Annotated in this window: 11 protein-coding genes; 6 read left to right on the forward strand and 5 right to left on the reverse strand. The window is 44.9% G+C overall.

Features of this window, described 5'->3' with window-relative positions; genetic code table 11:
• Positions 1-430: 430 nt before the first annotated feature.
• Positions 431-2,152 (reverse strand): ABC transporter ATP-binding protein, encoded by a 1,722-nt coding sequence (locus BLW49_RS05000; RefSeq protein ID WP_090723448.1) that lies wholly within the window; start codon positions 2,150-2,152, stop codon positions 431-433.
• Between the two features lie 327 nt (positions 2,153-2,479).
• Here BLW49_RS05000 and BLW49_RS05005 point away from each other — a divergent pair, with 327 nt between their 5' ends.
• Both BLW49_RS05005 and BLW49_RS05010 read left to right on the forward strand, forming a co-directional pair.
• On the forward strand, positions 2,480-3,565 hold the full coding sequence (locus BLW49_RS05005; protein ID WP_047910054.1) for a Gfo/Idh/MocA family protein: 1,086 nt from the start codon (positions 2,480-2,482) through the stop codon (positions 3,563-3,565).
• A 114-nt stretch (positions 3,566-3,679) separates the two neighbouring features.
• Entirely contained in the window at positions 3,680-4,225 is a 546-nt protein-coding gene (locus BLW49_RS05010; RefSeq protein ID WP_076311734.1) for a cysteine hydrolase family protein, read from the forward strand.
• 104 nt (positions 4,226-4,329) lie between these two features.
• On the opposite strand, the gene BLW49_RS05015 is transcribed toward BLW49_RS05010, so the two are convergent.
• The 4 genes from BLW49_RS05015 to BLW49_RS05030 all read right to left on the reverse strand — a co-directional run bounded on the left by BLW49_RS05015 (position 4,330) and on the right by BLW49_RS05030 (position 6,824).
• Positions 4,330-4,782, reverse strand: coding sequence for a GNAT family N-acetyltransferase (locus tag BLW49_RS05015; RefSeq protein WP_090723847.1), 453 nt, complete (start codon positions 4,780-4,782; stop codon positions 4,330-4,332).
• A gap of 55 nt (positions 4,783-4,837) precedes the next feature.
• Complete coding sequence (locus BLW49_RS05020; protein ID WP_076311735.1) at positions 4,838-5,140, reverse strand: antibiotic biosynthesis monooxygenase family protein; 303 nt, start codon at positions 5,138-5,140, stop codon at positions 4,838-4,840.
• Between the two features lie 38 nt (positions 5,141-5,178).
• Positions 5,179-5,664 (reverse strand): DinB family protein, encoded by a 486-nt coding sequence (locus BLW49_RS05025; RefSeq protein WP_177178645.1) that lies wholly within the window; start codon positions 5,662-5,664, stop codon positions 5,179-5,181.
• Positions 5,665-5,750: 86 nt separating this feature from the next.
• Positions 5,751-6,824: an undecaprenyldiphospho-muramoylpentapeptide beta-N-acetylglucosaminyltransferase gene (locus BLW49_RS05030; protein ID WP_076311737.1), complete on the reverse strand. Its 1,074-nt coding sequence runs from the start codon at positions 6,822-6,824 to the stop codon at positions 5,751-5,753.
• Between the two features lie 127 nt (positions 6,825-6,951).
• Between BLW49_RS05030 and BLW49_RS05035 the strand changes: the two genes are divergently transcribed.
• From BLW49_RS05035 to BLW49_RS05050, 4 genes are all read left to right on the forward strand, one after another.
• Positions 6,952-8,142 (forward strand): MalY/PatB family protein, encoded by a 1,191-nt coding sequence (locus BLW49_RS05035; protein WP_076311738.1) that lies wholly within the window; start codon positions 6,952-6,954, stop codon positions 8,140-8,142.
• Positions 8,143-8,588: 446 nt separating this feature from the next.
• Positions 8,589-9,551 (forward strand): ABC transporter permease, encoded by a 963-nt coding sequence (locus BLW49_RS05040; RefSeq protein WP_090723450.1) that lies wholly within the window; start codon positions 8,589-8,591, stop codon positions 9,549-9,551.
• A 15-nt stretch (positions 9,552-9,566) separates the two neighbouring features.
• Entirely contained in the window at positions 9,567-10,436 is an 870-nt protein-coding gene (locus tag BLW49_RS05045) for a carbohydrate ABC transporter permease (protein ID WP_076311740.1), read from the forward strand.
• A 65-nt stretch (positions 10,437-10,501) separates the two neighbouring features.
• Positions 10,502-12,130 carry a type 2 periplasmic-binding domain-containing protein gene (locus tag BLW49_RS05050; RefSeq protein ID WP_076311741.1) on the forward strand — a complete coding sequence of 543 codons (1,629 nt, stop codon included), beginning with the start codon at positions 10,502-10,504 and terminating at the stop codon, positions 12,128-12,130.
• Positions 12,131-12,175: the final 45 nt, after the last annotated feature.

A 12,175-nucleotide genomic window follows, 5' to 3' on the forward strand; every position in this document is an offset into this window, starting at 1 on the left:
CGTCAAAATATTTGGTTTGTGCCAGGACGGAAAATCATTCTTAATTTCATTCTTAATTTCATAAAATTAAACTCAATCTCTAATTATAAATCAATTTCTCGAAGAAAACATCTATCGCTGCTTTCTCCAGAGTTTCCTCCGAGCTGGAGGATTTTGTGAATAATGCTTCTAAGCTGTAAGATTCTACCCTTATTCTATAAACTATTGCTCCTGAGAGCATTTCCAATTTTAAAGGTAATCAATGCATTTTTTAGATGAATCACTTCAAACCCCTGCTGTACCAGCAAATATTGATTCTATCAAAATGTCATGAGGATGACAAAAAAATAAAGCCCTTTCATTTAAGAAACAAATTTGTTTTGAAATGTGGGCTTTATTTTGTAAAATTTGTCTTCTATTCCATCTTAACTAACTTAAAAAGTTTTTATACTCAGCTAAGCTCCCTGAATTGTGCCGTATGCAGGCGGCTGTATACTCCGCTTCTCGATACCAGCTCCTCGTGACTTCCTTCCTCTTCAATTCCATTCGGCGTAACCACGATAATGCGATCTGCATTTTTGATCGTAGCCAGTCGATGGGCAATAACGAGTGTGGTTCTGCCTTGTGACAGCTCAGCAAGGGACTGCTGGATCGCCGCTTCTGTTTCTGTATCCAGCGCTGAGGTCGCTTCGTCGAGAATTAGGATCTTCGGATTTTTCAAGAACATTCGTGCGATGGCAATTCGCTGCTTCTGCCCTCCCGATAATTTAACGCCTCTTTCCCCGATCACAGTCTCCATTCCTTCCGGCATCGCTTCAATCGTTGGAGCAAGCTGTGCGAGTCTTGCTGCTGTCCATATCTCTTCATCACTTGCATCAAGCTTGCCATAGGCGATATTCTCCCGCACCGTACCCGCAAATAGAAACACATCCTGTTGGACGATGCCTATCTGTTTGCGAAGGGAGGCCAGCGTGATCTTGGACGTATCCACACCATCAATAGTGATCCTTCCTTCTGTAGCCTCATAGAATCTCGGAAGCAGACTGCAGATTGTCGTCTTGCCAGCGCCCGACGGACCCACAAAAGCTACGGTCTCTCCTGCTTTAATGCTGAGATTGATCTTATTGAGCACTTTGGAGCCGTCGTCGTAACCGAACGAGACATTCTCATAATGGATATTGCCTTCAAAATCCGGTGCTTCCCTGGCATCCTTACTGTCCTTAACATCCGGCTCTGTGTCCAGCAGTTCGATGTATCTCTGGAATCCGGCAATGCCTTTTGGATAGCTCTCAATAATCGCATTAATCTTGTCGATTGGACGGAAGAACACATTGGTCAGCAATAAGAAGGCAGCAAACTGTCCGTAGGTCAGCTCCCCTTGTAAAATAAACCATGTTCCGCAGATCAGCACAAATAAGTTGATGCTTCTGGTCAGCATGTAGCTGATCGTAATATTCTGGGCCATAATCTTGTAGCTGAACAGCTTGGTCAGCCTGAACTCACGATTATCCTGCTCAAAGCGCTTCTTTTCAAAGCCCTCGTTAGCAAATGCTTGTACAACACGAATTCCGCCAATTGTATTCTCTACACGGGAATTGAAGTTAGCAATGTTACCGTAAAGCTTGCGGAAGGCCTTGGTCATCTTGGTATTGAAGTACAGGGCCAGCCATATGACGATTGGTACAATAATGAAGGTAAGTACTGCAAGCTTCCAGTTGATCCCGAGCATGAGCAGAAATGCACCGATTAAAGTCATGACCGCGATAAATAAATCCTCTGGGCCATGATGCGCCATCTCGCCGATATCCATCAAATCATTGGTGATGCGTGACATAAGATGCCCTGTCTTGTTGTTGTCGAAGAATCGAAAGCCAAGCTTCTGGAGATGGTCAAACATCCGGCTTCTCATATCCGTCTCGATATTGATACCGAGCATGTGGCCCCAATAGGTCACTATAAAATGAAGAAACGCAGTAATAACATAGACTGCAAGCAAGCCGGTGCAGGCAACGATAATGCTCTCAAAATTACCTGAAGGGAGCAGCTCGTCCACTACATAATTGACCGCGAGAGGAAATCCGAGCTCCATTAGTCCAGCGATAACTGCGCACATAAAATCAATAGTAAATAGAAGCCGGTACGGCCTGTAGTAGGAGAAAAATCTGCGGAGCAAAACCATCACTCTTTTCAGTATTTATTAGGTGTGTCTTAATACTCACATAAAAGAGTTTTAAGACACGCCTTAGTTGACTCGAATATTACAAATTTTACTATAGCTTTTCACTTCATTAAAGAAAAATATGACACATCTCCATACGGCTAAGAATCTGCCTGCATATTTTGGATAGGTAAGCGGAGAATAATAACAACAATTTATTGACATCCGTTATTCACTGCAATTGAACACCAGCAGCTGATTAGCATGTTTTTTTATCGTATACGTTCAGATTAGGTTTCAATTCGCTTCGTGGTGGTAAGGAGCATAAAGGAGGAATGATGCTTGAATCGTATAATTAAAATAGGCATTATTGGCAGCGGCGGAATTGCCAGAGCCCACGCCGAGGCCTATAAACAACTTGATTATGTTGAAGTAGTAGCCGTAGCAGATATTATCCCCGGAAAAGCCGCGCTGTTTATTGAACAAACGAACCTTCCGACAGCGAAGGCTTTCGACGATCATCAGCATCTGCTCGAGCTGGATCTTGACGGAGTCAGCATATGTACACCTAATTTTTCGCATCACAGCATTACCATTGACGCATTGAATGCGGGTAAGCATGTCATGGTAGAGAAGCCCATGTCTGTTACATTAGACCAAGGTATTGAAATGGTGGAGACCGCACAGCGTACGGGGAAAATGCTGTCCGTCGGGTTCCAGCCTCGTTATGACCCTAATATGCAAGCGATTCGCAGCCTGATACAGGACGGTCAGCTCGGTAAAGTGTATTATGCAGAAGCAGGCGGCGGCAGAAGACGCGGGATGCCGGGCGGTACCTTCATACGAAAGGATCTGGCCGGAGCAGGAGCCATGGCCGATATTGGCTGCTATTCGCTTGATATGGTCCTTCATGCACTCGGGTACCCTAAGCCGCTGACCGTGTCTGCTTACACCTCCAATTATTTTGGCACGAACCCCAAATATCATCCAGAGTCCCACATCTTTAACGTTGAGGATTTTGGTGCAGCCATGGTTAGACTTGAAGGCGATATTCTGCTCAGCTACAAAATTTCCTGGGCTATGCATATGGACACTCTAGGCCCTACGATGTTTCTCGGGACAGACGCCGGGCTTAAAGTGACACCCGCCGGAAGCGGTCCCTGGAGTGGAGGCTGGGAAGGACGTGTCGGCAGCATGACCTTGTATCACGATATCGCCGGCCATCATACAGAGAGCCCGATACCAATACAGCATCACCAGATCAACCTGTTCCATGCCAAAGTGTTTGATTACGCCGAGGCGATCCAGAAACGACTGCCTGCGCCTATTCCTGGCGAGCAAATCCTATACAATCAGGCGATTATTGACGGGGTGCTGCGTTCTTCCGCTGCCAAAAAAGAAGTCGAGATCGTCATTCCGGATTTTTAATTCACGAAGCCTTGTTCTCATTTAGAGAAGGAGGCTTTTTTTCTTCCCAAGTCCTTCACTTTGTTATATTCTAATTAAATGATGATTTATTGACAACAAAGGAGCGACCTAATAATGACTTCATCCACAGCCTTAATGATCGTTGATGTCCAGAATGCCATGTTTGCTGATCCCGAACTACCCTTACATAATGGAAAAGAAGTGCTGAGCAATATCCAGCGCCTCCTTCAAAAAGCTCGTGAGGACGGATTGCCTGTCATCTATATACAGCATACGAGTACATCAGATGACGAATTTAGCGAAGGCAAACCAACCTGGCACATTCATCCAAGCATTGCCCCCCAGCCGAATGAAAGTGTGGTCAGAAAATCCAGCTGGGACGCCTTCTATCAAACAGAGCTGCTAGCCAAGCTGCAAGAGCTGAATATTCAAAAGCTCGTTATTTGTGGAATGCAGACTGAATTCTGTCTAGATACCACGTCACGTGGCGCATACAGTCTAGGATATCATCATAATGTGCTGATCTCCGATGCACACAGTACATTCGACAGCAAAGTATTGCCTGCCGCAGATATCATCAAGCACCATAATCAAATGCTCGGTGGACGTTTTGTTCAATTAATGAAGACAGAAGACATCCTTGCCAAAGGATTCAATTAATCCACATTAATATACAAACAAAAAAGAGTCATCCCAGCTGAAGGGATGACTCTTTTTTCGTTATCGGCTATTCAATATTAGTATCTAATGGATAAAAAAACTGACTACAGCTCCATCGCCAGCCGAATCATATCCACACAAGGAATGCCGTTCTCAACAATCTTCTCCTCATAATGCCTAGTGAAGTAATCCCTGTCAATACCAGTCATTCGAAAACCCATTCGCTGGTAAAGACCTAATTGTGTAAGACTCGAATTTCCAGTTCCGATCTCAAGCGTGCCTGTCCCTTGCTGCCTGCCTTCAAATATCGCATGTTGAATCAAAGCTGTGCCAATGCCCCGGCCCTGCCAGTCTTCTGCAACAGCAATATTCACAATCTCGATCGTACCCGGTCTGGTATCCAGCAGAACCATTACACCAACGATCTCCTGATCGATCACAGCAACGTATAATTTGCCGCGGTCAATATATTCATCCACCATAGTGCGTGAAGGATCGGCTAATAGCAGCATGGAATACGGCATCGACTCGTTATGTTGCAGTTCACGAATATTTATATCCAAGTTGCTCTTCAAAACGGTTCCCCCTTGATGTGAGCCGCCATCTTCCATATTATACTTGGTTCAGATTAACTCTCTGAAAATGCTCAACCACTGGAAACGGCTCGTAATAATGATGGAGCAGCTGCTTCCACTCTCCATATTCAGCCGACTCTCTGAATCCGATCGTATGATCCTCCAGCGTCTCCCATCTGACATGTAACAAGTACTGATGATCCGACTCCATACATTTATACAATTCATGCCCGAGATAACCCGACATGCTGGAAATAATAGCGGATGCTTTGGCAAAATCCTGTTCAAAATGGCTCTCTAATCCTGCTTTGATGTATAACATTGCACTTTCTAGAATCATAATTTTGTATCCCTCCGATGAATGTAACCTAGTCCTTGTTACGCCTCAAGCTGCTGCATCGCTTCAAGCTGCTTCATATGATGCCTGTCGTGCCAGATAAAATCCTCTACATAGCTCTGTAATGTAAAGGGGTTACCATCCAGCCCTTTATATGAGTAAGACCAATCTTCATCCACAAGCTCATATAAATTTCTAATAATCAGTTCTCTATATTTCAACGTTTCCTGCATGAGCTCTTCTATTGATATCTTACGGGCATACTCACGCGCAGCTTCATTAAACAGATCATAATCCAGATGCTGAATCTGAACCTGTTCCTTCTCCCCCGACGCGATGATAGATATGGCGCCCTCCCAAAAATAACGGTCCCATCTCATCATATGGCACACCATCTCACGAGCGGTCCACTTGCCTTCTGCAATTGGCTCATCCCAAGGTGCATTCTGCTGCATGCTCCATCTGCGAATCCAATCATGCCATTCATGAAATGAAGCGATCAACGAATTTTTCTGCACTCTATTCACGGCTTTCATCCCCTCTTCTAGAGAATTCAGTCATTAATCAATCTTGTAAGAGTGGATATTCGTCAAAAAGTGCGGGGTTCCTGCTTTTATTTTACTTCTGCCTGCTGAATCACCTTAATGATATTCGTCATCGCATCAGATGTACGATAAGTACGCATATTCTGAATGTATTTCTCTTGGTTCCGATCAAGATCATGGATGGCATGCAGCAAACTGGATGCCGTCAGATCCTCAGCAAGTAAGACACGGGCATAACCAGAAGCCTCAAACGACCGGGCGTTAATGATCTGATCTCCGCGGCTGACTTTATCCGAAAGAGGGATCAGCAGCATCGGCTTATGAAGCGCCAGAAATTCGAAGATAGAATTCGAACCGGCTCTCGAAATGACCAAATCCGCTGCGGCCATCAGATCAGGCAGTTCCTCCTGCACATATTCAAACACGTGATATCCATCAGTGACTGGAGCCCCCGTCTGCTGTCCTTTACCGCAAATATGAATAATTTGATAATCAGAAATTAAGTCCGGAATAATTTGATACAGGGCATCATTCAAGTTCTTGGCGCCCAAGCTCCCTCCCATAAAGAGCAGTACGGGTTTATCATCAGAGAAACCGAGCCGGCTTCTGCCACGCTGACGATTGCCATCTCTCAGCTCCTGCCTTATCATTGCCCCTACATGAACCACATTTGGTCTCCTAAGCTGCGCTGCTGCTTCCTGAAAGGTCGTGCATACATAATCTGCCCAGGGAAGTGCAATGCGGTTAGCAAGCCCCGGAGTAAGATCGGATTCGTGTATAACAATAGGAATACGCAGTATCCTCGCAGCAAGCACCACGGGTACGGATACGAATCCCCCTTTGGAGAACACAACACCTGGCTTGATTTTCTTCAAATATTGATAGGCTTCTCTTACACCCTTGAGCACACGCAGGGAATCTTTTGCATTTTCGACACTGAAGTATCGGCGAAGCTTCCCTGTTGCGATTCCCTTGTATTTCACACCTTCCATCCTGCCGATCAATTCAGCTTCAATCCCTTGTCTTGAACCAATATAATGAACACTGTAGCCTTGCTCCTGGTAATACGGAATCAACGCCAAATTAACCGTGACATGCCCCGTAGAGCCCCCGCCGGTAAATACAATTTTTTTAGACTTCATGAACACAACTCTCCTGTCACATTGCGTTAGCCCGCTGTTTATTAGATAATATTCACAACTGGACACCCATATCCTTTTATCGTTACATATACAATCAAACCGTTTTGGAGAAAGCAGGTACAACAGCATGCAAAACAAGGATACGAACCATCCGCTCGACCAAAGAATTGATCGTAAGAATTCAAGCTCTGTTAAATGGAACGGACTTCAGTCTCTGTTCAGCGCACCCGATGCCATCCCGCTATGGGTTGCCGATATGGACTTTACAGCACCTGAGCCCGTGCTCAAGGCGCTTCGTGATATCGTAGATCATGGCATACTGGGATATGCTATGCCTGCTCCATCATTCAATGAATCTATCGCTGCCTGGATGGACAAGCGACATGGCTGGAAAATCGAGCCGGAATGGCTCGTATATACACCAGGTATTGTCCCTGCATTGAATATAGCGATTGAAGCCTTTACTGAACCAGGTGACAAAATTATTATCCAACCTCCAGTATACGGTCCTTTCCATAAACTTGCCAAAACACATGGCAGAGAGCTGGTAGAGAATCCGCTGATTTACGAGCAGGGTGAGTATAGAATGGATCTTACACACCTAGACCAAATTGCCTCACAGGATGGAGTGAAGCTGATCGTTCTATGCAGCCCGCATAACCCTGTAGGCCGAGTATGGAGTCGTGAAGAATTAAATGCCGTGATGGAAATTGCTGTGAAGCACGATATGATCGTGATCTCGGATGAGATTCATTCTGATCTTGTATTTGATTCACGGAAGCACATTCCTTATGCTGTCTTATCTGAAGAAGCCAAGATGCACTCCATCATCTGCACTGCTGCCAGCAAGACGTTTAATATCGCAGGTCTGCATACGTCCAGTGTCGTAATCGCCAACAAAGAGCTGCGTTTGAAATTTAAGAATATGGTTGATAAGCGCTCGATGGGCTCCATGAATATCTTTGGAATCGCCGCTACGGAAGCAGCTTACCGGGAAGGCGAGCCCTGGCTTGAGAGCACACTTGAATATATTCATGGTAACCTCGAGTACGTGATCAACTTCTTCAAGACTAACATTCCAGAATGCCAGGTTTCCATGCCTGAAGCTACGTATTTGCTATGGATTGATTTCCGCAGCCTGGGAATGGAGCACAAGGAGCTGTTTGATTTCCTCGTGACCAAGGCGGGACTCGTGTTTAGCAGTGGAACAGACTTCGGCAAGGAAGGCGAAGGCTTTATGCGAATGAATGTGGCTTGTCCTCGAAGCATGCTGGAAGAGGCCATGCAGCAGCTGCACCAGGCCATGCTTAATCGATAATCAGCCAGTCAAGCGGCAGAGAGCGTCATGACCGACACAGGTCATCGGGCGCTCTCTTTTTTTATACATCCCTCTCGCTACCCCCTATGATCTGCGAAGAGATTATAGTCGTTATAAGAGCACATCATGCAACCATTTATTTTAAACAAGCATATATCGAACCTATTTTCCTAATTTGTGAGTTATGAAATTGATTCTGCAAGAACACAATTTTGCTCTTATATCACTTTTTTGCAGCCGTATTTCCTCTGAAAAACACCCCAATGCCATCAAGTAGTAGAATATTACGCTCTTTTTATGCACTTCCGCAAATATTTACATTAAGTTTGTTTAAAACAAAATATTGACAATGTAAGCGCTTGAATTTAGTATCTATTTACATCGGACCTGTTCATTAAGGTTCATTTGAGTTTAATGTCGTACATAACTAGGGGAGGAATTGAACCATGGGAATGAATAATCCCTTGGCGGTGAAACAAACCGTACAAACCAAGAGCAAGTTTCACTTTTTAAAAAGAGAGATTATACGTAATAAATATGTATATCTGATGCTTGTTCCCGTTCTCTTGTTCTACCTTATTTTCTGTTACGGACCGATGTACGGAATACTGCTGTCCTTCCAGAGCGGGTATAGTCCTGCTAAAGGGATCATGGGCGGCAATTGGATTGGATTTGAGAATTTCACGATGTTCTTTGAGAGCTATAATTTCTGGCGCTTGATGGGCAATACCCTAATTCTGAGCGTGCTAAGTCTCGTAATCGGTTTCCCTGCTCCGATTATTCTTGCACTATTACTGAATGAGGTTCGTAATCGCTACTTCAAGAATGCAGTGCAGACGGTCAGTTATTTACCTCACTTCATATCCGTTGTCGTTGTCGTTGGTATGCTCAAGACCTTCTCTTCTTTGGACGGCGGCTTATTTAACATCGTCCGCGGCTTCTTTGGCTTTGAACATATTATGTTCTTCACAGATAAGGACATGTTCAGACCGCTGTACATTCTGTCTAATGTGTGGCAGGGCGCAGGATGGGCATCCATTCTCTTCCTCGCAGCACTAGCCGGAATTAACTCTCAGCTGTATGAAGCAGCCAAAATGGACGGTGCCAACCGCTGGAGACAGCTCCTGCACATCACGCTGCCGGGTATTATGCCCACGATTGTCGTGCTCCTCATCCTGCGTATGGGCAGCATTATGAATGCAGACTTTCAAAAAATTCTATTAATGCAGACGGCAGCCACTTATGAGACCTCTGATGTCATATCGACTTTTGTGTACAGACAAGGGATGCTGCTTGGGGATCAAGCCTACTCCACTGCTATAGGTTTGTTTAATTCAATCATTAACTTTGCCCTCTTACTCGGCGCGAACTATATCAGCCGCAAAGCTAATGAAACCAGTCTGTGGTAGAGAGGTGTGCATAAGATGAAAAAATCATTTGGTGAACATATTTTTGACAGCATCAACTATATCTTGCTCATTCTGATTATGCTGCTGTGCGCGTATCCGATGCTCTACATCTTCAACTCTTCCATTAGTGATCCGGAACAGCTGCTGGCCAGCCGCTCACTCATGCTGATCCCTGAAGGTTTATCTTTTGAGGCCTACTCCAAAGTGTTCCAGAATCCAAAGATCTACAGTGGTTACTTAAACACATTGTTCTATGTGATTGTTGGTACTGCCCTCAACCTGGTGATGACTACACTAGCAGCTTATGCGCTGTCGAGACCTGACTTATACGGACGCAGCTTCTTCATGAAGCTGATTACATTCACTATGTTCTTTAGCGGAGGGATGATCCCAACCTTCCTGCTTATTCAAAATTTAGGTCTGCTGGATACAAGATGGGCAATGATCCTTCCGGCAGCAATTAATACGTTCAACTTTATCATCATGCGTACGAATTTCATGAACATTCCGCTTGGACTGATTGAATCCGCCAAAATTGACGGGGCCAATGACTTCAGAATTCTTCTGCAAATTGTCGTTCCATTATCTAAACCGATTCTTGCTGTAATGACCCTGTATTATGCGGTAGACCACTGGAATGATTTTATGGGTCCGCTTCTCTATCTAAGATCACAGGAGCTGTATCCGATTCAAATTGTGCTGAGGGATATTTTGCTCAGCAATAGCACAGAAGCCATGGGTTCTGCGAACGATACCGGATTTGCAATCGGTGAGAATATCAAATATGCAACGATTATTATCTCTACGCTTCCGATTCTGATGATCTATCCTTTCATACAGAAATATTTCGTTCAAGGAGCACTCATCGGAGCCATTAAAGAATAAAGCTGGCGCATACCCATCGCTTATTTGCTGCCGCTTTAATCTATAGATAATCAAGGAGGGTTCATATGAAAAAGTTCTTGTCCTTAATGTTAACCGCGGTGATGACTACGGGACTATTAGCCGGCTGCGGAGGGTCAGAGAGTGCAGATGGTCCTGCGCCTGAAGAAGGCGAGCAAGCCATTACGGAAATACCACTTCCGATCGTTGAAGAGCCGATGACGATCAACTATTGGCGTGCAAATGATGCCAAGATTGCTTCTGGCAACGGATTTACAGATGTGAAGGCTTATCAGGAGAAAGAAAAAAGAACCGGCATCAAAGTAAACTTCACGCATCCTCCCCTCGGACAGCAAAAGGACCAGTTCAACCTGCTCGTTACAGGAAATGAGCTGCCTGACGTAATCTATTACAACTGGGCTGACGTATCTGGAGGACCAGAGAAGCTGCTCGCAGACGGAAGAATTATCAAACTGAATGAATACATTGATCTCTATGCACCTAATTTGAAGAAGATTATTGAAGAGGATGAGGTTGTCCGCAAACAAATCTCACTAGATGATGGGACCATCTTCATGTTCCCCTATCTTCGTACGGATGCAGTAAAGCTGAATGCAACGACGGGTATAGTTCTTCGTAAGGACTGGCTTGAGAAACTGAATTTGAAAACGCCTACAACGATTGATGAATGGTACACGGTGCTGAAGGCTTTCCGGGAAGAGGATCCAAATGGCAATGGCAAGAAGGATGAGCTCCCCTTCACTGCGAATTGGGGTCCCGGCAATATGAGCAAATTGTATGACTTCGCACCTTCCTTTGGGGTTCTTGGCGGTTTCCAGCTTAACGGAGATACGGTGGAATACGGTCCCATTCAGCCAGGGTTCAAAGACTTCCTTGAGACCATGCAGAAATGGTATGCGGAAGGTCTAATCGATCCTGAAATTATGACCAATGACGGTAAAGCATTTGACTATAAAATAACCAACCATCAAGCTGGGGCGTATTACGGTGGTGTATTCAGCGGTATGGCGAAGTATCTTAATCTGATGGCAGATGATCCAGAATTCGATCTTGTTGGAGCTCCTTGGCCTAAGGATGCTGAAGGCATCTCTCGCAGTACCTTCCGTTTCGATACGAAAGTCCTCACGTATGGAGAAGCCATTACAACTTCTGCGGATGAAGACAAAATTAAAGCCATCGTACAGTGGATGGATTACAATTACAGTCCTGAAGGTCACGATCTGTTCAACTTCGGTATTGAAGGTGAAAGCTATACTGTCGAGGGTGACAGCATTAAATTTACCGATACCATTCTTAAAAATCCAGATGGCTTGACTTACGATCAAGCACTGGCTGGTTATGCGCTGTCCATTATGGATGGACCGATGAATCAGGATACACGTTATTTGGATGGTCTGATGGCATTTGAGCAGCAGCAAGAAGCCAATAAGGTCTGGATGGAGGCCGATTACTCCTTGGCACTTCCGACTCTGCGTAAAACGGAGGAAGAGGCGCGAAAAGAAGCCCAGATTATGGGTCAGGTAACCACTTATCTGGATGAAATGATGACCAAGTTCATCTTAGGCGACGAACCCCTCACGAACTTTGAACAGTTTGTAGAAACGATTAAAGGTATGGGAATTGAAGAGGTCATCAAGATCAATCAGGATGCCTACGAACGCTATCAAGCACGTTAATAAACAAAGGGTTATCAAAAGGGAGCAGCCGGAATTCCGGCTGCT

The sequence above is a fragment of the Paenibacillus sp. PDC88 genome (genome assembly GCF_900106725.1).
Classification (GTDB): domain Bacteria; phylum Bacillota; class Bacilli; order Paenibacillales; family Paenibacillaceae; genus Paenibacillus; species Paenibacillus shunpengii.

What these genes read in the sequence shown, in the direction of transcription:
- BLW49_RS05010 (WP_076311734.1), top strand. Translation starts at nt 3,680, where the DNA reads ATGACTTCATCCACAGCCTTAATGATCGTTGATGTCCAGAATGCCATG.
- BLW49_RS05020 (WP_076311735.1), bottom strand. Translation starts at nt 5,140, where the DNA reads ATGATTCTAGAAAGTGCAATGTTATACATCAAAGCAGGATTAGAGAGC.
- BLW49_RS05030 (WP_076311737.1), bottom strand. Translation starts at nt 6,824, where the DNA reads ATGAAGTCTAAAAAAATTGTATTTACCGGCGGGGGCTCTACGGGGCAT.
- BLW49_RS05035 (WP_076311738.1), top strand. Translation starts at nt 6,952, where the DNA reads ATGCAAAACAAGGATACGAACCATCCGCTCGACCAAAGAATTGATCGT.
- BLW49_RS05040 (WP_090723450.1), top strand. Translation starts at nt 8,589, where the DNA reads ATGGGAATGAATAATCCCTTGGCGGTGAAACAAACCGTACAAACCAAG.
- BLW49_RS05045 (WP_076311740.1), top strand. Translation starts at nt 9,567, where the DNA reads ATGAAAAAATCATTTGGTGAACATATTTTTGACAGCATCAACTATATC.
- BLW49_RS05050 (WP_076311741.1), top strand. Translation starts at nt 10,502, where the DNA reads ATGAAAAAGTTCTTGTCCTTAATGTTAACCGCGGTGATGACTACGGGA.